This is a genomic window from Chryseobacterium artocarpi (assembly GCF_001684975.1).
Classification (GTDB): domain Bacteria; phylum Bacteroidota; class Bacteroidia; order Flavobacteriales; family Weeksellaceae; genus Chryseobacterium; species Chryseobacterium artocarpi.
The window spans coordinates 55,474-79,809 of the sequence record NZ_MAYH01000034.1 but is presented as its reverse complement, the minus strand read 5'-3'; the positions used below and the strand labels follow the sequence as shown (position 1 = coordinate 79,809).

Below are 24,336 nucleotides of genomic sequence, written 5' to 3'. Positions count from 1 at the left end.
TAATTCAGAAAGGTGAATATTATATTTAAAAAAGATACCTGGCAGGAGATTTATTATTCTTTGAGAAATAATAAGCTTCGTACATTTCTTACCATGATTGGAGTGGGATGGGGAATGTTCCTGTATGTGAGCCTTCTTGGGGCAGCAAAAGGTATGGAGAATGGTTTTGATAAATTATTTTCCGGGTTTGCTACCAATTCCATTTTCCTGTGGGCACAGAAAACCTCTATTCCTTACGAAGGGTTTCCAAAAGGAAGAGAAGTTCACCTGAACCTTTCCGATATGGAAATGCTCAAAAGAAAAGTAACACAGGTAGATTATATATCGCCCCAGAATGCCAGAGGAAGCTTTACGGGAACTCCTGGAGAATCTATGTCCAGAAACGGTAAAAGTGCTACCTATTCTCTTACGGGAGATTACTCGGTGGGGAATAAAATTTCAGAAAAGAAACTTATTTTCGGACGCTATATCAATGATGCAGACGTTTCCGGTAACAAAAATGTAGTGGTTATAGGAGAAGAGATTTATAAGAACTTCTTTGATTCCAAGAAAAAAGAAAACCCAATAGGACAATCTATCAACATCAAAGGACTATTCTTTAATGTAATCGGAGTATTCAGAGTAAAAAAAGGAGGAGGTTTTGAAAATGATCAAACGGCTTTCATTCCACTCTCTACATATACGAAAATGTATAATGCAGGAGATCAGATTGATATGTTTGCGATCGTAAGTAAGCCAAATGCTAACGTGAACTCAGTGGAAGAAGAGGTAAAACAGGTCTTAAAAGCTAAAAATAAAGTCTCCCCTGAAGATACCAATGCATTCGGTAGCTTCAATCTTGGAAAAGAATTTAAAAAACTGACAGGTTTCCTTACCGGAATGCAGCTTCTGACTATTATTGTAGGAACACTAACGATTTTAGCCGGAGTAATTGCGATCTCTAATATTTTGTTGATCACCGTAAAAGAAAGAACTAAAGAGATCGGAATCAGAAGGGCATTGGGAGCAAAGCCTGCTGAAGTAAGAAATCAGATTCTTCTGGAAAGTGTTGTTATCACGCTCTCCTCAGGATTATTAGGATTTATGTTCGGGATTTTTGTACTGATGATCCTAAATGCTGTTACTCAGGGACAGGATTCCTTCCCTTTCTATAATCCTACGGTAAACTATGGAAACGTATTTGCCGCGATGGCAGTGATGGTAATATTGGGACTGATTATCGGAATGATTCCTGCGCAGAGAGCTGTAAAAATCAGACCGATCGAAGCTTTGAGAACAGAATAATAATTTGAAAATGATATAATTTGAAAATTTGAAAATGAAAAATGATCCGTAACCATGCGGTATTACTCTTTTAATTTTTAAATCTTTTACTCTTTTAATTAAAAAAAAATAAACTAGACATATGAAAAAGAAATTCACTTGGAAAAAAGCCATTTATATTGTGTTGGGGCTTTTATTTGCAGTGGCATTGTTCTCAGGGATTGGTTATCTTGTGAAATCAAATTCAAAAGAAGGCGAATCCTTCCTTACCCGTAAACCAAACATTCAGAATATGGATGATAAGGTGATGGCTACCGGAAAAATTGTTCCCAAAGAAGAAATTGAAATTAAACCCAATATTGCAGGGATTATCGATAAAATCTTAGTAAAGGAAGGAGATAAGGTAGAAGTAGGTCAATTGATTGCAACCGTGAAAATTGTACCAAGCATCTCAGAAGTAAATGCCTCTCAGCAGGAAGTTCAGAATGCTCAGATTCAGATCAGTAATGCTCAGATGAATGTGGCGAACATGCAGAAACAATTTGAAATGCAGGATAAGTTGTACAAGCAAGGCGTTGCTTCTAAACAAGAGTTCCTGAACGCTCAGCAACAATTGTACTCACAACAACAGACCCTTAAAAATGCTCAGCAACAATTGAATACTGCTCAGAAAAGATTACAAATCGCAAAAACCGGAGCTACTCCTGAACTACAGGGACAAGGGCTGGCAACTACTCAAATCCGTTCAAAAGTAGCAGGTACCGTTCTTGAAGTTCCTGTAAAAGTAGGAAGCCAGGTAATTGAAGCGAATAACTTCAACGCAGGAACTACGATCTGTTCTATCGCAGACCTAAACTCTTTGATCTTTAAAGGAGAAATTGATGAAGCACAAGCAGGAAAGCTAAGCGAAGGAATGGATATGAATATTGTAATCGGGGCGTTGCAAAATAAAACTTTCCCTGGAAAACTTACAATGATTGCTCCTAAAGGAAAAGATAACGCAGGTACGATCAAGTTTCCGGTAGAAGGAAATGTAGAAAACCCTAATAACGAATATATCAGAGCTGGTTTCTCTGCTAATGGTGAGATTGTATTAAGCTCTCAGAAAAATGCTTTATTACTGGATGAATCTTTAGTTCAATATGAGAAGAAACAAGGTAAAGATGTTCCTTTCGTAGAAGTGAAGCAAAAAGATGGTAAGTTTAAAAAAGTATACCTAAAACTTGGTGCTAGTGATGGAATCAATGTTCAGATTCTTCCTGGATCGGATATTACAAAAGATTCAGAAGTGAAAGTTTGGAATCCGTCAGATAAAGATAAAGAAGAACTGAAAGAAAAATCAAAGTCAAAATAATAAACTGACATTATAAATTGGTAAATCCCGGAGAATTTTCTTCGGGTTTTTTTATTGATAAAATTTAGCTTGATCATCAAATTAAATTTAAAATGTAATAAAAATAGAGTTTAAAATGTTTTAATTTTAGTTTTAAATTATAACCATGAAGAAAAGCTATCTGATTTTGTTTCTGTTTGTTATTGTGAAATTTATTCTTCAATACACACTGATAAATCCTGAATACGAGCTACAACGGGATGAATACTTGCATCTGGATCAGGGAAATCATCTTGCCTGGGGATATCTTTCAGTTCCTCCAGTAAGCTCATGGATTTCATGGCTCATAAAGATATTGGGTGGTTCTGTATTTTGGATTAAATTTTTTCCAGCTTTATTCGGAGCATTTACGATGATTGTTGTATGGAAGGCTATTGAAGAATTAAAAGGCGGTCTTTTTGCTCTCCTTCTTGCATCCTTAGGATTACTGTTTTCTTCATTACTTCGCTTGAATATGCTGTATCAGCCCAATTCACTAGATGTTCTGTTGTGGACTTCCTTTTTCTATATTCTGATAAAATATATCAATACTGAAAAGATAAGTTGGCTTTATTGGGGTGGAGCCATCTTTGGAATTGGAATATTAAATAAGTACAATATTGCTTTTCTTGCATTAGGATTTATTCCTGCGCTTTTATTAACAAAACAAAGAAGAATTTTTGCAAATCCTCACACATATGGTGCAGCACTCTTAGCTTTAATAATTATTTTTCCTAACCTTGTCTGGCAGTATAATAATGGTTTTCCGGTAATTCATCATATGAAAGAGCTTTCCGAATACCAGTTAGTAAATGTCAATAGATTTGACTTCTTGAAATCACAATTACTATTCTTTATCGGAGTTACTTTTGTTATCTTGTTTGGCTTTTATGCATTGCTGTTTTATAAGGCTTTTGAGAAAATCAGGTTTTTCTTCTGGGGATATGTTTTCACTATGTCATTGTTTATGTTCTTTAAAGCAAAAGACTATTATGCAATAGGTCTTTATCCTGTTTATATAGGTTTTGGTGCTGTTTATCTAGAGGATATTTTAAATGGTGGATGGAAAAAATATCTCAAACCTGTTTGTCTTCTGCATCCTGTTATTTTGTTTTTACCCATATATAACTTAGCATTTCCAAATAAAACCCCTGAATTTATAGTTCAGAATCCGGACTCTTATAAAAGATTTGGACTCTTGCGCTGGGAAGATGGTCAAGATCACCCTTTACCTCAGGATTTTGCAGATATGTTAGGTTGGAAAGAACTAGCTCAGAAAGTTGATAAAGAATATTCACGATTGTCAAAATCAGGAAATACCCTCGTACTTTGTGATAATTATGGACAGGCAGGAGCAATTAATTTTTATTCAACAAAAGGAGTAAAAGCTGTTTCATTTAATGCTGATTATATTGATTGGATGGATTTAAGTAAGAATTATAAAAATCTAATTAGAGTTAAAGATAACTCAGAAAATGAACTTGAGGAAACAGGTGATTTTTTTAAACATGCTGAAATCGCTGATTCCGTGACAAACCCATATGCAAGAGGAAGAGGAACAGTTATTTTTAGTTTTGAAGATGCGAAAATTGATATACGAAACAGGATTCAGAATGAAATTAATGAGGTGAAAGACCGATGGAGTAGTAAGTAAAGGAATGATACATAAATACTATCGCAACTGAATTGCATTAATTGGTTTTTGCTTTATCTTTGTAAAATTGAAATTTAATCTCAACTGAAACATGGAAAACAAAAAAAATGATGTTATAATCATAGGCGGAAGCTACGCAGGCTTGTCAGCAGGAATGGCATTGGGCAGATCTCTCAGAAATACCTTAATTATTGATCATGGAAAACCTTGTAACAGACAGACTCCTCATTCACATAACTTTGTAACTCATGACGGGAAAACTCCAAAAGAAATTAGTGAACTGGCAAAAAATGATGTCGAAAAATACCCCACAGTTCAATTTTATGATGGAACAGTTATTTCTATAAAAAGAAATGCATTAGGTTTTGAAATTGAAACATTTGATGGTGAAAAATTTCAGGCACGAAAAGTAATTTTAGCGTCCGGAGTGAAAGATATAATGCCGGATATTCCGGGATTTGCAGAATGTTGGGGGATTTCCGTATTACATTGTCCGTATTGCCATGGCTATGAAGTTAAAAGCGAAGAGACAGGGATTCTTGCTGATGGAGATATGGCATATGAATTTTCAAAATTGATTTTTAATATGACTAAAAATCTGACTTTGTTTACCAATGGAAAAACTCAACTTACCGTTGAGCAGATCGAAAAACTAAAAAGCAATAATATTAATCTCAATGAAGATAAAATTGAAAAACTTGAACATAAAAACGGACAGCTTCAAAAAATTGTTTTTAAAAATGGAAATAATGTTTCTTTAAAAGTATTATATGCTAAAATTCCTTTTGAGCAGAATGTCAATATTTCACAAAGTTTAGATTGTAAACTAACAGAGCAGGGATATATCCAGGTTGATTTTATGCAAAAAACAACAACGCCCGGAGTTTTTGCCTGTGGTGATAACGTAACGATGATGAGGTCTGTAGCAAATGCTATTGCACAAGGTAATTTTACAGGAGCAATGGTGAATAAAGAACTTTCAGAAGAAGATTTTTAAAACAAAATATTGATAATTTAATTTGAATTAATTCTTTTTTTGCTTCAAAAATCATCTTTTTCAATGCTAAAATCTCAACGAAAATTCCGTACATTTGGGGTGAAAAATTTCAAAAACTAAAAGTAAAATGGATATTATTTTCGACCTGATTGAAAAGGAAAGACAAAGACAAGCTCATGGATTAGAACTTATTGCATCGGAAAACTTTGTTTCTGAAAATGTAATGAAAGCAATGGGAAGCGTACTGACAAACAAATATGCTGAAGGATATCCCGGAAAAAGATATTACGGAGGATGTGAAGTTGTAGATGAGGTTGAAACATTGGCGATCAACAGAGCAAAGGAACTTTTCGGAGTAGACTATGTGAACGTACAGCCACATTCCGGTTCTCAGGCGAATGCAGCCATTTATCTTGCCGTTTTGAAACCTGGAGATAAGATTATGGGAATGGACCTTTCAATGGGAGGGCACCTTACTCACGGATCTGCTGTAAACTTCTCAGGAATCCAATATGAAGTGGTTTCTTATGGAGTTGAAAGAGAAACAGGTCTTATTGATTACAATCAGATGAGAGAAGTTGCTTTAAGAGAAAGACCAAAAATGATGATTGCTGGTTTCTCTGCTTATTCAAGAGATCTTGATTATGCAAAATTCAGAGAAATCGCAGACGAAATCGGAGCCACTCTTTGGGCGGATATCGCACACCCTGCTGGTTTAGTAGCGAAAGGATTATTAAACTCGCCATTTGAACACTGCCACGTAGTAACTACTACTACTCACAAGACTTTAAGAGGTCCAAGAGGAGGAATGATCATGATGGGGAAAGATTTTGAAAATACTTATGGGCACAAAACTCCAAAAGGAGAAACGAAAATGATGAGCCAGGTATTGGATGGTGCTGTATTCCCAGGAATTCAAGGAGGACCGCTAGAGCACGTGATTGCTGGTAAGGCAGTGGCTTTCGGTGAAGCTTTAGACGGACAATTCGAAACTTACGCAAAACAGGTTAAAGCTAATGCTCAAGCATTATCAAAAGCAATGATCGATAGAGGATTTGACATTGTAAGTGGTGGTACAGACAACCATTTAATGTTGGTAGACCTTAGAAATAAAGGAGTAAACGGTAAAGAAACTGAGAAAGCATTAGTACTTGCTGATATTACTTGTAATAAAAACATGGTTCCTTTCGATGATAAATCTCCGTTCATTACATCAGGTATCAGATTAGGAACTGCGGCAATTACAACAAGAGGTCTTAAAGAAAATGATATGGATACTATTGCAGGATTAATTTCTGAAGTGGTAGACAATATCAAGAATGAAGAAGTTCTTACATCTGTAAGAAAGAAAGTTAATGAATTAATGGAAGGTAAAGCATTATTCAACTACTAATAATAGAATATAATATCATATAAAGAATGGGCGATAGCTCATTCTTTTTTTATCCATATGGAAAAGAAGTCTTTTACTTTTGACGAAATTAAACTGAAACTGGTAAACTATTGTGTATATCAGGATCGTTGTCATGCGGAAGTTGAACAGAAAATGAAAGAGTTTCTGTTAATAGATGAAGCAAAAGAAGAAATCATTCTTTATCTGATGAAGGAAAACTATCTTAATGAGGAAAGGTTTACAAGAAGCTATATCAGAGGAAAGTTTTACATCAAGCATTGGGGACGAAATAAGATTAAAATGAATCTGAAGCAGAAACAGATCTCTGAAAAGCTGATCAATATGTGTTTTGATGAAATATATGAAGAGGATTATTTTAAGACAATTCAGAGAATTTACGAAGATTATTCGTCCAAACAAAAAGGATTACAGGAATATCAAAGAAAATCAAAGACAATAAAATATTTGATGAGCAGAGGCTTTGAATATGAGAAAATAAATGATATTTTTGACTGATTAAAAAACAAACACAAAAAGCTTGCAAGGGGAAAAGATTTGGCTGTCACCTCCACATTTGGGAGGAAATGAATTGAAATATATACAAGATGCATTTGATACCAACTGGATCTCTCAATATGGTTCAAATATAGACGCATTTGAAAAAATTATTGAAGATCATCTTGGATATAACTCATTCGTAACAGCTCTGTCTTCCGGCACGGCAGCAATACATCTTGCTTTGAGATTATTAGATGTGAAGGAAGGAGATTTTGTTCTATGTCAGTCTTTTACGTTTGTAGCTTCTGCTAATCCTGTTCTTTATCAAAAAGCTATTCCTGTTTTTATAGACAGTGAAGCTTCCACCTGGAATATGTGTCCTAATGCTTTAGAGGATGCAATTAAATACTGCCTGGAACAAGGAAAAAAACCAAAAGCTATCATTACAGTTTCGCTTTACGGAATGCCATTTATGGTAGATGAAATTATTGGGATATCCAAGAAATATGAAATTCCTATTATTGAAGACAGTGCAGAAGCTTTAGGAAGTAAATATAAGGGTAAACCATGTGGTACTTTTGGTGATTTTTCAATTATCAGTTTTAACGGAAATAAAATTATAACAACTTCGGGAGGAGGTATACTTATTTCTAGGAATCAACAATATAAAGATAAAGCACTATATTTTGCTACACAGGCAAAAGAAGATAAAGATTATTACAGCCATTCAGAGGTGGGATACAATTACAGAATGAGTAATATTTCTGCCGGAATTGGTCGAGGACAGATGGAAGTTTTGGAAGATAGAATATCAAAACGTAGAGAAAATCATAGTTTTTATAATGAAGTTTTTAAAAATTATGATGAAATATCACTTTTTAAAGAACCCAATAATGACTTTTTTTCTAATTATTGGCTAAATACAGTTATCATCGAAGAAAATGATTATGAGGTAACGAAAGAAAAGATAAAAAAAATATTTTTAGAAAATAGTATAGAAACTAGGTATTTATGGAAACCAATGCATTTGCAGGCATTGTTTAATAAGTATAAATTCTTTGGAAATAACCTTTGTGGTATACTTTTTGACAAGGGTTTATGTTTACCATCAGGCACGAATTTGTCTGATAATGATAAAGATAAAATAAAAAGTTTGCTGATTAATCTCAGATACTAAAATTTTATTTTTCTAGATTTAGGGAATTGATGAGATTTTATTTTAATTTTGCATGAATTCCCAAGTATTAATTGAATTTAATAAATAGGGTCTTGTACCGAATAATAACACTATGAACACAAATAAGGACAATGTATAATTCTTTCAGGAAAAAAATATTTGGAGGGGATAATGTTGTCAATCTCTCAGATGTAAGATACCTTCCAAGGTGGATAATACTTATAATAGATATTATAATTTTGGTAATATCTTTGTTTCTTTCTACATATATCATAGAAAAGATAACACAAAAAGAATTTGTATATCATGAAGATAAAAGTGCTGTTTTTGCTTTTATCATATTAGTGAATACTTTTTTTATGTATATTTTCAAGACTTATGCAGGAATAATCAGACATTCTACTTTTATAGATCTTTTTAAACTTTTTGTATCATGTTTTTGTACAATGTTTGTCGTTGCAACAATTAACGTGATATATTTTTGGATGACAGGAGGTAAATTTATTCTGACGCCTTACCTTGTTCTGTATTTTGTTATATCATTTATGGGCTTATTTCTCTTTAGACTGTATGTTAAAGAGTTTTTTCACATTGTAAGAGAGTATAGAAGAAGTGCTTTAAAAAAGAGAATTTTAGTATTAGGAATCGATGAACAATCTATTGCTATAGCAAGAGCCATTCTAGACAATCCAAACCTTCCGTATCATGTAGTTGGCTTTTTGACACAGAGAACTGATTCAAAAAGAGCATCACTTCTTGGTAAACCAATTTACGCTAAAGAAAAAATTGAAGAAAATACAAAAGAAGATCTTGTTATCGATGGAGTTATCATCGTCAAAGAAATGATGTCCAAAAATGAAATGAATTCTTGGGTAAATTTATTCTTGGAAAAAGATTTGAATGTATTTAAAGCTCCTTCGGTACGTAAGTTGAGAGATAGTGATTTGGGAGGCTCTATCAGAAATCTTCAAATTGAAGACCTTCTTAATAGAAAGCCTATTAAAATAGAGAATGAAGAGGTAAAAAGCAGACATTACGGTAAAAATGTGTTGGTTACGGGTGGAGCAGGTTCTATTGGAAGTGAAATTATAAGACAAGTTGCTCAGTTTACACCATCTTTAATTGTTGTTCTAGATCAAGCAGAGACACCTTTATATGATATTGAGCTTGAGATGAAGGAAAAATTTCCTCATATCAGATTCAAATTTGTACTTGCTGATGTTTCCAATATTCATAGAGTAGAGCCGTTATTTCAAACTTATAACTTCTCAATGGTATATCATGCTGCGGCATATAAGCATGTCCCTCTTGTAGAAGATAATCCAAATGAGGCAATCCGTGTAAATGTTTTAGGATCAAAAAATATTGCTCTTTTATCTAGTCGTTACAAAGTGAACAGATTTGTAATGATTTCAACAGATAAAGCTGTAAATCCAACTAACGTAATGGGAGCATCTAAAAGAGCAGCAGAGTTATTTGTTCAGTCTTTACAACATGCAGAAGGTAATACTACAAAATTCATTACAACTAGATTTGGAAATGTATTAGGATCAAATGGATCTGTTATTCCTCACTTCAAAAAGCAAATTGAGGCAGGAGGTCCGGTTACTATTACCCATCCTGATATTGTAAGATACTTCATGACTATTCCTGAAGCTTGTGAATTGGTTCTTCAGGCTGGAACTATGGGGCAAGGAGGTGAGATTTTTGTTTTTGATATGGGTGAACCGGTGAAAATCCTTGATCTTGCAAGAAGAATGATCAAACTATCAGGTTTTGAGCCTAATATTGATATTAAAATTATTTATACTGGGTTAAGACCTGGAGAAAAATTATACGAGGAACTATTAAGTGATAATGCAAAAACACTTCCTACTCATAATGAAAAAATTATGATTTCTAAAGATCCTACGATGTCGTTTTCAGAAATAGAAAGTTTGGTAAACCAGATAACCGAAGCCTCTATAATGCAGGAAAAAGTGGAAGTGGTAAAGATTCTTAAACTGATTGTACCGGAATTTATAAGTAATAATTCCATCTACGAGGTTTTGGATAAATAGGAAAAAATATAAATGTATATTTGTACAATTTTAAAATATGAAAAGTAGAATATTAGGACTGTTTTCTATACTCTTATTAGTATCATGTAAGGTTAAGGATAATGCTGGTCAGAATGATTTAAACTATATGCAGAATATAGAACAAGTGGCTATTGAATCATCTGCAAAAAACTCTGGAAATACAATTCAAACAGGAGATCAGCTGGTTATCCTGATTACTGCAAAAGATATGGATGTTGTAAAGCCATTTAACCAGAGCTATTCTTCCGCTGAAATGATTCAGACTAATAATACCTATGCTGGAGGAAATATGCCTAATCAAGGAATGTCTACATTGTCAGGACCTACTTACATTGTAGATAATAACGGTAATATTGATTTTCCGGTTATTGGTAAAGTTAACACCACTGGTAAAACTCTGATTGATGTTAAAGATGAATTAAGAGAAAAAGTAAGTCAGTATGTTATAAATCCAACTGTAAGTGTAAGAATTGCTAATTTTAAAATTACAATACTTGGGGAGGTTAACAGACAAGGAGATTATACTGTGACTAATGGGCATGCAACTATTTTGAATGCTTTAGGACTTGCTGGTGATTTAACAGGATATGGGAAAAGAACAGACGTATTGGTCATAAGAACTGAGAATGGAACCGTTACCCATGGTAAAATTAATTTACAGGATGCTAATTTAATTAACTCTCCATTTTATAACCTAAAGCAAGGTGATGCAATTATTGTTCAGTCAACTAAAGCAAAAGAAATTGCTTCACGACAGAATCCTAATACCGGGCTTTATCTAACCGCTATTTCTATTGGAGTTACAGCTATTGCCGTTGTTATAGGTTTATTTAAAAAATAAAAGTAAAGTAATTAAATTATCAAAAATATTAGTTTTAATTTTTTGATAGAATCACAAACGAATGAAATCATATAATATAGCCATTATTGGACAAGGATATGTAGGGTTACCTTTGTCTTTAGAGTTTGCTCACCATTATCCGGTTTTGGGTTTTGATATTAATATAGAAAGAATTAATGAGCTTAATAATGGCCATGATGCAACATTAGAAGCGGATATTGATAAACTTAATAAAAGTTTAAATCGTTATAATGAGTCAGCAGGAACTATAGGCTATAAAGGAACAAGTAATATTCAGGAAATCGAAGGATGTAATGTATTTATTGTAACGGTACCTACTCCTATTGATAAATATAATGCTCCGGATTTGAATCCATTGCTTACTGCATCAAAGATGTTGGGAGGAATTCTTAAGAAAGGAGATATTGTGATATTTGAATCTACTGTTTTTCCTGGTTGTACAGAAGAAGAATGTGTTCCGATTCTGGAGAAATATTCTGGATTAAAATTTAATGAAGATTTTTTTGTAGGGTATTCTCCTGAAAGAATCAATCCTGGAGATAAGATAAATACTTTAACCAGTGTAATGAAAGTAACTTCCGGATCTACAGCTGAAATAGCACAGGAAGTTGATGATTTATACAAAAAAATTATTACAGCAGGTACTCATAAAGCACCTAGTATCAGAGTAGCAGAAGCTTCAAAAGCAATTGAAAATGCACAAAGAGATGTAAATATTTCTTTTGTGAATGAATTAGCGCTCATTTTTGATAGAATGGGGATCGATACTAATGATGTCCTTGAAGCTGCCGGAACAAAATATAACTTTCTGAAATATAAACCAGGTCTAGTTGGAGGGCACTGTATTTCAGTAGATCCATATTATCTTGCACATAAAGCTGAGCAATTAGGATATCATCCTGATGTCATATTATCAGGACGCAGAGTAAATGATTCAATTGCAAAATTTATAGCATCAAAAGTGGTAAAACTGCTTATTGCTAAAGGGAATATAATTAAGAATTCTCAGTCTTTAATTTTAGGAGTAACTTTTAAAGAAAACTGTCCTGATGTAAGAAATACAAAAGTTATCGACATCTATAATGAACTAAAAGATTATGGAGTAGATGTAGATATTTTTGATCCATGGGCGGATAAGGAAGAAGTTAAGGATGAATATGGTGTAAATATTCTTGATCAACTGGATAATAATAAAAAGTATGATTCTATTATTATTGCAGTATCTCACAAAGAGTTTCTCACATTAGATTTTGAAAAAATAAAAAAAGAAGATAGTGTCATTTTTGATACTAAAGCATGTATAGACAGAAGCTTAGTTGATGCAAGACTCTAATTTAATAATAAAAACTAATCAATCTCTGTTATTAAACATAGCGGATAATTTATAAAAATATAAAACTAGATAATGGATAATCCAATTATTGAAGGATCAGAAAAGGAAATTAATATTCAGGAGATAATTAAACCCTATTTAATAAACTGGGTATGGTTTATAATTGTTCCTATCATATGTCTCATTGCAACTTACTTTTACTTAAAGTTTGCTACACCTATATTTAATGTTCAGTCATCAGTGCTGATTAAAGATGCTAAAAAAACACCTTCTGTAGGAGGTGAATTTGGTGTTTTACAAGATTTATCAGGTTTTGGAGGAATGGGAACCAATAGTATTGATAATGAAATAGAGATTTTCAAGTCTAAAAAACTCATGAATGAGGTAGTAAAGCAGAATAACCTGCAGACTTCAATATATGCGAAATCTAACTTAAATGATAACGAATTATATAAAGAAACCTCACCTATAATCATTCAGGTTATTAATGAAAAAGATTACGTAAGTAAAATAAAACCTGTAAGCATTAAAATTTCTGGACAAAATATTATTTTGACAAGTGATAATTTTCCAGAAGTTAAAACACAATTCAATAAAACAATTAGTTTACCTTATGCTAATTTATTAATTATCAAAAATCCTACATACAATAAGTCTAAAGCAGGAGATGTTAGTAATATGTATTTTACTTATTCTTCCAAAGAAGCTACTGTGAATTATTTACAAAAAATAGTAGGTGTAAGCTTAGCTAATAAAGATGTAACAGTTATAAATCTATCTTTAAACTATGCAAATATAAATAAAGCTAAAGATATTGTAAATACTTTAGTAACGGTATATAATAATGATGCTATCAGTGATAAAAATTCTGAGTCTCAGAAAACTAAAGACTTTATTGATGATAGAATCAATCTTATATCAAAAGAGCTGGGACAGGTTGAAAATGAAAAAGAACGTTTTAAATCAAGTAACCAAATTACAGACTTATCAACAGAAGCAAGAATAAGCCTTGAAACATCAGCTGAAGCTAGAGCAAAACAAATAGAATTAGAATCTCAACTTGAGCTTACCAATGCTTTAGTGGATTTTATGGGAAGACAAAATAACACACAGGTATTACCTTCCAATGTAGGGTTAAATAATTCTACAGCATCTTCTAATATAGCTGCTTATAATCAACTTGTTTTAGAGAGAAATAGATTGCTTGAAAATGCTACACCTCAAAACCCTTTAGTAATTGATCTTAATAAACAAATATCTTCATTGAGAAGTTCTGTAATGGAAAGTTTATTGAAAAATAGAACAGGATTACAATTAGCTAAAAATCAATATCAGGGTGAACAAAATACTATAAGTTCTAAAATTACCAAAATTCCTGCTCAGGAAAAAATGTTTAGAAGTATTGAGAGACAACAACAAATAAAAGAGAATTTATACTTACTCTTATTACAGAAAAGAGAAGAAACTGCAATATCTTTAGCGGTTACAGCAAATAAAGCCAGAATTATCGATTATGCTTATGCATCACCAACCCCTGTAGCTCCCAAAAAAGTACTTTTCCTATTAGGAGCATTATTAGTTGGACTTATTTTACCTGCCATTTTTATATATCTTAAAGATATATTAAATAACAAAGTTAAGAGCAAGAATGATTTAGAAAAACTTTCTCATGCCTCTGTATTAGGAGAATTACCAACGGTTTTAAAAGGAGACTCAGATATTGTACAGGTTAATGATCTTTCTCCAATGGCAGAAGCATTCCGTATTTTAATTACAAATATGAACTTTTTACTACCTAAGAAAGAAAAAGGGAAAGTAGTTTTTGTGACTTCTTCGGTTAAGGGTGAAGGTAAGACTTTTGTTTCTGTTAATTTAGCTTTGACTTTAGCAACCCCTAAAAAGAAGGTGATCATTATTGGTTCAGATATAAGAAACCCTCAGCTTCAGCGTTATAATACATCCAGAAGAGGGTTAACTGGTTTGACAGAATATTTGTATTCAGATCAAACAAGATTGGAAGATATAATACATGTTACTTCATTTAATCCACATTGTGATGTCATTTATTCCGGGATGATTCCACCAAACCCAACAGAATTACTAAGTAATGGTAGATACGAAGAGTTATTAGATAATCTGAGAACTAAGTATGACTATATTGTTATAGACACTGCTCCTCTATTATTAGTAACAGATACTTTCTTATTTGCAGATCTAGCTGATGCTACATTATACGTTGCAAGATCTAGATATACCGAAAAATCTCTTGTGGAGTTTGCTAATAATAATATTGATAGCAACAAAATTAAAAATGTAGGATTTGTACTTAATGATGTGGATAAGAATCATTATGGCTATGGAAATAAATATGGCTATGGCTATTCAGCTAAAGAAAAAACGTGGTTGGAAAAAATTAAAGAGAGACTTTAGATTGTAATGACGAAAATTATTAATGTAATACTTTCTGGAGGAGTGGGCAGCAGGCTTTGGCCTTTATCCAGAAAAAATAAGCCTAAACAGTATCTGAATATCTTTGGTGAAAAATCTCTTTTTCAGTTGACTGCAATGAGAAATATTACTCTTTGTGATGGTTTAACAGTAATAGGTAATATGGATAATTTCGAATTATCTTCTGAAGCATTAAAAGAGATTGATATTCAAAAATATCAGCAAATAATAGAAGCTTCACCAAGAAATACTGCAGCAGCTATAGCTTTTGCAGCATTCTCTGCAGATAAAAATGATATCTTACTTATTACACCTTCTGATCATTTAATAGAAGATGAAGATGAATATGAAAGAGCTGTTAACGAAGCAATTGAACTGGCAAAACAAGATTCAATTGTCACATTTGGATTAGTTCCGACTAAACCAGAAACAGGATTTGGTTATATCCAAGTAGAGGGTAATAATGTATTAGGATTTAGAGAAAAACCCAATCTTGAAACTGCTCAGGAATTTATCGTAAAAGGTAATTTTTTATGGAATTCAGGAATGTTTTGTTTTAAGGCTGGAATCTTTTTAGAAGAGCTTAAAAAGCATCAACCTGAGGTTTATACAAAATCCGAAATTGCTTTTAATGCAAGAACAGATGATAGATTACCTGTTGAGGAGAGTATGAATATTCCATCCATATCTGTAGACTATGCAGTAATGGAAAAGACAGATCGCCTTAAAGTAGTAAAATCAAATTTTAAATGGTCTGATATGGGCTCTTTTGAGTCTCTATATACTTACTTAAAAGATAATGGGCATCCAACAGATGAACATGGAAATATGGTAATAGGAACAAATATTCATACAGAATTTCTAGGGATCAAAAAAAGTATTTTGGTTGTTACTCATGACGCAATTTTAATATTGAAAAAAGAAAAATCTCAAAAAGTAAAGGACATTTACGAAAACCTTGAAACAGAGTATAAATAGATATGAGTAGAAGTAGAAACAGTTTATTTAATATTATATTCTCTGTATTTTTTTATTTAATAATTTTAATATTGACTTTTTTTTATAGAAAGTCTTTTGTTTCTAATTTAAATAATGAAATATTAGGTCTCAATACAACCCTGACAAATCTACTCAGTTTTTTAAATTTAGCAGAACTTGGTGTTGGGGCAGCTGTTACATATTTTCTATATCAACCTCTTCATGAAAGGAATAGTAATAAGATAAAGGAAATTATAGAAATACTAAAGGGAATTTATTCTAAAATTGGATTTATTGTATTATTGGTTGGAGTCGTAATTTCTCTTTTTTTTAAAATTATTTTTTCTGATGTAGATATTCCAAATTGGATTATATTTTCCACATATTTTGTATTACTATTTTCATCTTTATTCTCTTACTTTTTTAACTATAAACAAATTCTCTTACTGGCAGATCAGAAGAATTATATAAATATTTTTATATTTCAAGGTTCTCGTGCAATTAAGGTATTGCTTCAGATTTTTGTTTTAAAGTATGGGATTACAGGATATATATATTGGATTGCTCTAGAAGCTCTATATCCTATATTTTCATCAATTCTTTTACATTATTTTGTGCAAAGGTCTTATAAAAATATATTGGCAAATAAGAGTATTAATACTCAAGATGAATCAGAGAGAAAAGAGCTATCTGAAAAAATATATAGTAAAACTAAACAATTATTCTTTCATAAACTGGCTGGTTTTATTTTAATTCAAGGAAGTCCACTGATTATTTATTTTTATACCGACCTTAATTCAGTAGCAATTTATGGAAATTATTTAGTTGTTATTACTGGTATTACAACAGTTGTTACGATGATATTCTCTAGTATTACTCCTAGTGTTGGTCATTTTTTAATATCTAATAAAATAGAAAATAATTATAAATTATATCGAGAAGTTCAGATTATAGAGCTATTATTAGTTTCTGTTATTTGCCTTGTTTATTTTGTTTTAGTAAATCATTTTATGATATTCTGGATGGGAGGTAAGTATATTTTCCCAGAAAGTACTATTTTACTAATGACAGTTTTTATATTTTTATCATTGGTTAGAGTTAATGATACTTTTTTAACAGCAAATGGTCTTTTTAGTGATATCTATGCGCCAATTATTGAATTAATAATCAATTTTGTATGCTCAGTTATCTTTGGCTATTTCTGGGGAATAAACGGAGTTCTTATTGCTATTAATTTAAGTCTGTTTGTTATCGTTTTTTGCTGGAAGCCTGTTTTTCTTAATTATAAGTATTTTAATAGATCGCTACTTCGTTATTTTGTTACGATTTTTATGTCAACAACATTGCTGATTTTACTATATTTTATTTCCAAAATGTTTGTTGATAAATTTTTAAAGTTCGATTTATTAATAGAAAATTTAATTATTGTCTTCATAACCATCGTTACTTATATATTGATTTTATTTTGTTTTAATTTAACATTTAGAGAGTTATTAAAAAAAATAATATCGCATGTTCTTATATTGGTAAATAAAAAAGTTTTAAAGTAATGTTACCTAAACTATTATTTTTTATGTTAGATTCATCTCTGCTTGGAGGTGTAGAAACAGTATCTAATAGACTTATTAAGGCTCTTAGTAAAGATTATGAAATTTCCATTCTTTCATTATATTGTAAAAATAAAGAAGCTGTAAATTTATTTCCAGATTATGTAAGTCAGCATAAATTAGAATTTTCAGACGAGGTTGAGATGTTTGCTGCTATGGAATTGTTTTTTAAAAATAATTCTTTTTATGCGTGTATTAATCAAATTCAAGAACTTAACATTAGTTCTGCAGTTGCTAAAAATTGTTATGATAATGATATTAAGGTTTATAGTGTTTTACACAACAGCCCACTTTTGTATAAAGTAGGATTTGAAGACTCAAATTATTTCATTATCAATTTTTTAAAGAAAATAAAAAGAAAATTTGTTTGGCAAAAAAATAGAAAATACTTTTTAGAGTTATTAAAATATTCAAATAAGTTTGTTTGTATAAGTGAAAACTGTTTTCAGGAATTTAAAAATTTAAATTTTAATATGCAGAATGTGATCATGTTATACAATTTATTAGAGTCCTCATTTGCTAGTGAATATGATGTCTCAAATAAAGAAAATATGGTTATTTATGCGGGAAGACTTGTTGTTGAAAAAAGAGTATTAGAACTTTTACAATGTTGGGAAAGTCTTAAAAATAAAAATGACTGGACTTTGTATATTGTTGGCAGTGGGTATCAAGAGACTTTTTTGAAAGAGTATGCAGAGAAAAAACAAATCCAAAATGTTGTTTTCACAGGACATAAAAGCGATATAAGAAACTATTTAGCAAACTCTAAAATTGCAATACTTAATTCATTGACAGAAGGGTTACCAACATTTCTCATTGAAGCTGGTGTTTTTAAAAATGTTTTAATCGGAAGAGATAGCATTGGTGGAACACGAGATGTTATAAAAAACAATCAAAATGGATTTCTAATAACATCAAAAAATGAATTATTAGAAAAATTAGAATTACTTATACATAATAACGAGATACTTGATGATTTAGCTAAAAAATCAAATTATGTGAATAAGTTTTTTGATCCTAAAATCATTGAAGATTGGAAGACAATATTAAAAAATTAATGACAAAAGTAAATACTTAAAAAATGATTAAGTATAAAAAAAATAACTTTTCATGCTGTTACTCTCATTAGCTATAGTATTATTTCCATTTGCTTTTTTAGATAAATTTATTAAGAATTTTAATAAAAAAGTTATAATATTGATTTTCTCAATATTGTTTGTTTTTTTAGGAGGCTTTAGATGGCTTACCGGTACAGACTGGTATGCATACTATTATGGATTTATTGTATCCGATAATTATTATGATGCTACCCAAGATACATTTTCTTTCGAATGGGGCTTTGGAATGCTCAATTATATCATTAATATAACTTTCGGGTCATATACTGTTTTTTTAGTAGTGTTTACTTTCTTAAAAGTTTTCCTTCGATATAAAGTTTTTATAGATAAGAATTTTATTCAATATTCCTTACTGTCCTTTTTCTTATTTTATTGTTATGAAGGTGGTGCAATATTGGGTACAAGACAAATGCTAGCCGGAGGTTTTGTATTATTGTCAATTTTACCAATTATTAATAGGAAATTCTGGCATTTTTTAATTTTAGTTCTAATAGCGACCTCAATACATAGAACCGCTGTTATTTTTATGGTAGCATATCCCTTGTTTAAATACTCTTCATCACGAAACTTTTTGCTATATACTTTTTTAGGATCTTCATGTGTTTATTTTATTTTCTTAAATAGCAATGTTTCTTCATTATTAACTAATTTACCAATAATCAGTAGTTTTGATGCTTATCAGAAGAAACTTGAAGGCTATTCTGAGATTGGGCAAACAACCTATGGTCAAATAGATTCTCAAACCACTATTATTTTAGGATTTTTAAAGAAAGCTTTTGTTGTACTGCCTTTGATTTTATCATTTAATATGATGAAAAAACAATTAACTGAGCAGACTTTTACTCTATATAAAGGGATGCTAAATCTGATTGTTTTTGGTTCAGCTATTTATTTTGTTCTGGGTGGTATTGCATCTGATTTTAAAAGATTAAATGGTTTCTTTGATCCATTTGAAGTTTTAATTATTCCAATATTTGTTTATAATGTCAAAAACAAAAAACTCATACCTTTTTGGATTATATATTTTGCAGCAATAGCATTTTCAAAACTGTATACTTCAACCATGATGTTCCAAGATTTAATAGATCCTTTTTATTTTATTTTTGACAAACCATTTTATAGAAAAATGTATTAATTATACCTTTATTATCTCATGAAAGTGCTTTATATAGGAAATAGTATTGAAAAAATTACATGTGGTGCTGATGCAGTTAATAAAAGAAACATACAGCTACTGCAGGATTTTTTTTCTGAAAAACTGATATTTCAAAACTTAATAGAAAATACAACTAAAGATAAGCTATTAGGTTATATGGGAGGGCTAACTCCTTTGGTTGAAAAACAAATATTACAGACAATAAAAGATAATAATATTCAGGTTGTTTTTATTTCGCACTCTGCCTTAGGAAGGGTAGCCAAAAAAATAAAAAGTAATTTTCCTAATATTAAAATTATTACATTTTATCATAATATAGAAAAACAATACGCAAAAACATATCTTAAATACCAAGGTTTAAAAGCATTACCTTTTTATTTTTTAGCTACTACTAATGAATATCTTTCAGTGAAATATTCTGATATCCACATAGTATTGAATGATAGAGATAACAATTTGTTTTTTAATTACTATGGCAAATATGCAGATGCGGTATTGCCAGTTTCCTATGAAGATAAATTTCAGGAAGATAAATTGCAACTTTTTAGTTCGGCAAATGAAAAATTTACAATTTTATTCATAGGAGTTGCATTTTTTCCTAATGTATCAGGAATAACATGGTTTATAGACAACGTGTTGATTAATATAGAGGCTGAACTTATTATTATTGGAAAAGGGATGGATGATTATTTCAAAGATCTAAAGAATAAAAAAGTCAAAGTCTATGGGTATGTTGAAGACCTTTCGAGTTATTATTATAATGCAAATGTAGTAATAGCACCAATTTTTACGGGAGGAGGAATGAAAACCAAAATTGCAGAAGCAATGATGTATGGAAAAAATATTTTGGGGACTGAAGAAGCTTTTGAAGGATATGAGCTAATTAAGGAAACTCATTTTTTATTTAATACCGCTGAAGATTGTCATGAAATAATTACTGTTTTAAAAAATAATGAAGAAACATCTAAATATAATAAGCTGTCCAGAAAATGTTTTTTAGATAATTATTCAAACGCGATAATTAAACAAAAATTTACTGATCTTTTTGTAGAGATCAATAGTAAGTAAATGTATAATAGGACAAATGCAGAATATTATTGTAAATATCTCTGAATTTTGTGGCTACTAGTGATAATTCAATATTTTTTTTTAGAATGAACAAGGGTATTGTTTATGAATATAAGGAATTAAGATTATAAACAAAGAAATTATCAAAGAGAAGATGAATTGAAAAATATATCGAAAGCTTTGAAAATACTAATTATGAAAAAATGATTATTACAATTTTTACACCTACATATAATAGAGCAGAATACCTTCTGAAACTTTATGAGAGCCTATTAAACCAGACCTCAAAAGAATTCGAATGGGTTATTGTTGACGATGGCTCATCAGATAATACCTATGATGTTGTAACGAACTTTATAGAGGAAAATAAAATACTTATCAAGTATTTCAAACAAGAGAACTCTGGAAAACATATTGCAATCAATAAAGGGGTAGAGTTAGCCCAAGGAAAGTTATTTTTTATTGTTGATAGTGATGATTATTTATTACCTAATGCAGTTGCTTTTGTTAGTGATAAATATGAAGAAATAAAAGATGTTCCTTATATCGGCGGTTTGTCTGCTCGTCGTGGATATGATATAAATCAACCGATTGGATCCAATAATTTCTCTAGTTCTATGATAACAGATGTATTTGAATTTAGATATAAGCACAATATTATGGGAGATATGGCGGAAGTGGTTAAAACATCTGTTTTAAAGAAATTTCCGTTTCCTAAGATAAATGATGAGAGATTTTGTCCAGAAAGTTTAATATGGAACCGTATAGGAGTACAATATAAATTTTTATGGCTACCAGATATCATTTATATTGGAGAATATCTACAAGGAGGGCTTACGGACAATAATTTTAAAATTAGGAAAAAATCTCCAGAATCTACTCTTCTATTTTACAAAGAGCTACAGGAAATGCCTGTTCCATTTGTCCAGAAGTTGCGAGCTAATATTAATTACTGGAGATTTGCTAAATTTTCTAAAACAAAATTTAGCAATAAATGGAGTAATACCAATGCATTATTATCTTTATTAGGTCTTCCTCTAAGTTTAATATTTCTAATGAAAGATACTAAATGAAAATTCTTCAAATTATAGATAGCCTGGGAACAGGAGGAGCTGAAAAACTGATTTTGGAAACAGTTCCATTAATGAGTGATGCTGGACACGAAGTTGATGTATTATTGTTAAATGGTGAAAAAACACCTTTTTATGAACAACTAGAATCAACAAACTCTTGCTCAATTTTTTCTTTAGGAAAATCATTCTACAATCCGTTTTATATATTTAAAATAATTCCTTTTTTATTTAAATATGATGTCGTCCATGTACATTTATTTCCCGCTCAATATTTTGCTGTATTAGCCAAAATTCTTTCATTTTCTAAAGTTAAATTAGTTTTTACTGAACATAATACAGAAAATACCAGATTAAATAATTCAAAGTTTAGGTGGATCGAAAAATTTATATATAAGTATTATCAGAAAATTATTTGTATCACACCCGAGGTTAAAAAAGTGCTTAAGGCAAAATTAGATATTGATGACAATAAATTAATTGTTATACAAAATGGAATTAATACAAGCAATATAAAAATATCTACTGCTGCAGATAGAAAAAAAATAGGTTTTTCCGATCATGATAAATTATTAATTATGGTTGCAGGGTTTAGGGCACAGAAAGATCAGGATACTTTAATTAAGACATTGAAAGAACTTCCAGAGGAATATAAACTATTACTTGTAGGGGATGGTGAAAGGAGGAGTATTTTAGAAAATTTGATAAAAGAATTAAATATAAAAGACAGAGTTATTTTATTGGGAGTAAGATCAGATGTTTATTCTTTACTGAAAATGTCCGATATTGCAGTATTGAGTTCACATTGGGAAGGGTTTGGGCTTGCTGCAGCTGAAGCAATGGCATGTGGAATTCCAGTTTTAGCTTCAAATGTTGAAGGTCTTGCACAGGTAGTTGAAAACGGAGGTATATTATTTGAAAAAGGAAATGTCGAAGACTTAAAAACAAATATTCTAAAGTTAAATGATACACTTTATTATAAAGAAATAGTGAAAAGTGGAATAGAAAAATCTCAACAATATGAGATTCAGACAATGGTGGAGAAATTATTATGTTTATATACTGAAACTAAACACACGATATGAAAGATATAAATGATGAAACTAAAATCAATTCCAATAATGTTTTGCATATTATAACAGTTTCCTTTGTTATTAATCATTTCTTTGGAAATCAATTTAATTACTTGCAAAAAAAAGCAGGGAATAATTATTTTTTGGGCTGCTCTGTATCTAAAGAGTTTTTTGATCTTTCAGAAAGTCTCAATTATAAGACATTTCCTGTTGAAGTTACAAGAAGTATAAACCCAATTGAAGATTTGAAAGCGATCTTCAAAATTTATAGATTTATAAAAAAGAATAAAATAGATACAGTTGTAGGGCATACTCCGAAAGGAGGAATGGTAGCAATGATTGCATCCTTTCTTGCAGGAATTAAAGATAGAGTATACTTTAGACATGGGATCATATATGAAACAAGTACAGGATTTAAAAGATTACTTCTTAAAAATATTGATAGACTGTCGGGAACACTAGCTACTAAAGTAGTTTGTGTAAGTAACTCTGTAAAAAAAATCAGTGAAGATGACCATTTAAATGCTTCATCTAAAAATATTATACTAGGTCTTGGTACCTGTAATGGAATTGATACTGAAAACAAATTTAATCCACAAAAACAAGATATTACTTTAATTGAAGAAATTCGTAAGGAACTTAATATTAAAGAAGAAGATTTTGTAATAGGATATGTTGGAAGATTAGTTAAAGATAAAGGGATTAACGAACTTATCGCAGCATGGGCGATTCTTAAAGAAAAACACCAGAATATTAAGCTTCTATTAGTAGGTCCTATTGAAGAGAGAGATCCTATCAGTGAAGAGTCGAAAAGAATTATTGAAACTGATCCAAATATAATTAATACAGGATTTGTATTAAATGCTGCCCCGTATTTTAATGTAATGGACATATTTATACTTCCAACTTATCGTGAAGGATTTCCTACAGTATCTTTAGAAGCCTCTTCAATGAATCTACCTGTTTTGATTACCAAGGCTACTGGTTGTACTGAATCTATTATCGAAGGACAAACAGGGCTTTTTATAAAAAATGATCCTGAAGATATTATTAATAAAATAGAATTATATATTGAGAACAATGATATGAAAAAACTTCATGGAAGTAACGGAAGAAACTTTGTAAGACAAAACTTTGAAGAAACGAAGATTTGGGATGTTATACATGAAAAACTAGGCTATTAATTAA

Annotated in this window: 19 protein-coding genes; all 19 read left to right on the top strand. The window is 30.8% G+C overall.

Annotated elements, in window-relative coordinates:
* Positions 1–12 precede the first annotated feature (12 nt).
* Complete coding sequence (locus BBI01_RS11935) at positions 13–1,284, top strand: ABC transporter permease (RefSeq protein ID WP_065394911.1); 1,272 nt, start codon at positions 13–15, stop codon at positions 1,282–1,284.
* 121 nt (positions 1,285–1,405) lie between these two features.
* Positions 1,406–2,617: an efflux RND transporter periplasmic adaptor subunit gene (locus BBI01_RS11930; RefSeq protein ID WP_065394910.1), complete on the top strand. Its 1,212-nt coding sequence runs from the start codon at positions 1,406–1,408 to the stop codon at positions 2,615–2,617.
* A 145-nt stretch (positions 2,618–2,762) separates the two neighbouring features.
* Positions 2,763–4,289, top strand: a complete 1,527-nt coding sequence (locus tag BBI01_RS11925) for a glycosyltransferase family 39 protein (protein ID WP_065394909.1) — start codon at positions 2,763–2,765, stop codon at positions 4,287–4,289.
* A 91-nt stretch (positions 4,290–4,380) separates the two neighbouring features.
* A complete protein-coding gene (locus BBI01_RS11920) occupies positions 4,381–5,286 on the top strand; it encodes an NAD(P)/FAD-dependent oxidoreductase (protein ID WP_065394908.1) in 906 nt (301 codons plus the stop codon).
* Between the two features lie 127 nt (positions 5,287–5,413).
* Complete coding sequence (glyA, locus tag BBI01_RS11915) at positions 5,414–6,679, top strand: serine hydroxymethyltransferase (protein WP_065394907.1); 1,266 nt, start codon at positions 5,414–5,416, stop codon at positions 6,677–6,679.
* 51 nt (positions 6,680–6,730) lie between these two features.
* Positions 6,731–7,195: a regulatory protein RecX gene (locus tag BBI01_RS11910; protein ID WP_165602254.1), complete on the top strand. Its 465-nt coding sequence runs from the start codon at positions 6,731–6,733 to the stop codon at positions 7,193–7,195.
* A 22-nt stretch (positions 7,196–7,217) separates the two neighbouring features.
* Complete coding sequence (locus BBI01_RS11905; RefSeq protein WP_065394906.1) at positions 7,218–8,354, top strand: DegT/DnrJ/EryC1/StrS family aminotransferase; 1,137 nt, start codon at positions 7,218–7,220, stop codon at positions 8,352–8,354.
* Positions 8,355–8,485: 131 nt separating this feature from the next.
* The gene (locus tag BBI01_RS11900; protein WP_065394905.1) at positions 8,486–10,414 is read left to right on the top strand and encodes a polysaccharide biosynthesis protein; all 1,929 of its coding nucleotides are present in this window, start codon (positions 8,486–8,488) and stop codon (positions 10,412–10,414) included.
* Between the two features lie 37 nt (positions 10,415–10,451).
* A complete protein-coding gene (locus tag BBI01_RS11895) occupies positions 10,452–11,276 on the top strand; it encodes a polysaccharide biosynthesis/export family protein (protein ID WP_065394904.1) in 825 nt (274 codons plus the stop codon).
* 61 nt (positions 11,277–11,337) lie between these two features.
* A complete protein-coding gene (locus tag BBI01_RS11890; protein ID WP_065394903.1) occupies positions 11,338–12,630 on the top strand; it encodes a nucleotide sugar dehydrogenase in 1,293 nt (430 codons plus the stop codon).
* A 72-nt stretch (positions 12,631–12,702) separates the two neighbouring features.
* On the top strand, positions 12,703–15,060 hold the full coding sequence (locus tag BBI01_RS11885; protein WP_065394902.1) for a GumC family protein: 2,358 nt from the start codon (positions 12,703–12,705) through the stop codon (positions 15,058–15,060).
* Between the two features lie 6 nt (positions 15,061–15,066).
* Entirely contained in the window at positions 15,067–16,056 is a 990-nt protein-coding gene (locus BBI01_RS11880; protein WP_065394901.1) for a mannose-1-phosphate guanylyltransferase, read from the top strand.
* A gap of 2 nt (positions 16,057–16,058) precedes the next feature.
* Complete coding sequence (locus BBI01_RS11875) at positions 16,059–17,606, top strand: polysaccharide biosynthesis protein (protein WP_065394900.1); 1,548 nt, start codon at positions 16,059–16,061, stop codon at positions 17,604–17,606.
* The gene (locus tag BBI01_RS11870; RefSeq protein ID WP_083190093.1) at positions 17,606–18,721 is read left to right on the top strand and encodes a glycosyltransferase; all 1,116 of its coding nucleotides are present in this window, start codon (positions 17,606–17,608) and stop codon (positions 18,719–18,721) included. The genes BBI01_RS11875 and BBI01_RS11870 overlap by 1 nt, the downstream gene beginning before the upstream one ends.
* 52 nt (positions 18,722–18,773) lie before the next feature.
* On the top strand, positions 18,774–19,916 hold the full coding sequence (locus BBI01_RS11865; protein ID WP_065394898.1) for an EpsG family protein: 1,143 nt from the start codon (positions 18,774–18,776) through the stop codon (positions 19,914–19,916).
* A gap of 18 nt (positions 19,917–19,934) precedes the next feature.
* Positions 19,935–21,005, top strand: a complete 1,071-nt coding sequence (locus BBI01_RS11860) for a glycosyltransferase (RefSeq protein ID WP_065394897.1) — start codon at positions 19,935–19,937, stop codon at positions 21,003–21,005.
* Between the two features lie 203 nt (positions 21,006–21,208).
* A complete protein-coding gene (locus BBI01_RS11855; RefSeq protein ID WP_065394896.1) occupies positions 21,209–22,078 on the top strand; it encodes a glycosyltransferase family 2 protein in 870 nt (289 codons plus the stop codon).
* Positions 22,075–23,160 (top strand): glycosyltransferase, encoded by a 1,086-nt coding sequence (locus BBI01_RS11850; RefSeq protein WP_065394895.1) that lies wholly within the window; start codon positions 22,075–22,077, stop codon positions 23,158–23,160. The genes BBI01_RS11855 and BBI01_RS11850 overlap by 4 nt, the downstream gene beginning before the upstream one ends.
* Complete coding sequence (locus BBI01_RS11845; RefSeq protein ID WP_065394894.1) at positions 23,157–24,332, top strand: glycosyltransferase family 4 protein; 1,176 nt, start codon at positions 23,157–23,159, stop codon at positions 24,330–24,332. The genes BBI01_RS11850 and BBI01_RS11845 overlap by 4 nt, the downstream gene beginning before the upstream one ends.
* The last annotated feature ends 4 nt before the right edge of the window (positions 24,333–24,336 follow it).